We start from the raw sequence: 309 nt of genomic DNA, 5'->3' as shown, positions 1-309 counted from the left end.
CCAGAACACCCTGTCGCCCAACGCGATCGGGGTCCCCGCCCGATCGGCGTGAACACTGTCTCCCAATTCCACGATCGTTCCCACGCCCTCGTGCCCGAGATGATACGAACCCATGTTGTTGTATCCCCGGTCGGTTGCAGACCCGGCAACATCTCCGGTGAGATGGTGTCCGTCGGAACCGCACACCCCCGCATGCGTCACCCTCACCACGAGTTCAAGGGGCTCCGCCGGGAGCACATCGCGTTCTGCGCACTCGAGGCCGGTCCCGGGCCCCCTGAAGACGACAGACCGCCCTCGCCTCATACCTGC

At 65.4% G+C, this 309-nt stretch carries 1 protein-coding gene; it reads right to left on the bottom strand.

Annotated features, from left to right (window positions below):
- Positions 1-303, bottom strand: a 303-nt coding sequence (locus IO33_RS54400) for an alcohol dehydrogenase catalytic domain-containing protein (protein WP_425348011.1), incomplete at its 3' end; no start/stop codon positions are given.
- Positions 304-309 lie beyond the last annotated feature (6 nt).

This window comes from Streptomyces durhamensis, from assembly GCF_000725475.1.
Lineage (GTDB): Bacteria > Actinomycetota > Actinomycetes > Streptomycetales > Streptomycetaceae > Streptomyces > Streptomyces filipinensis.
The sequence above is the reverse complement of the archived record's forward strand: the minus strand, read 5'-3'. Positions and strand labels throughout refer to the sequence as shown.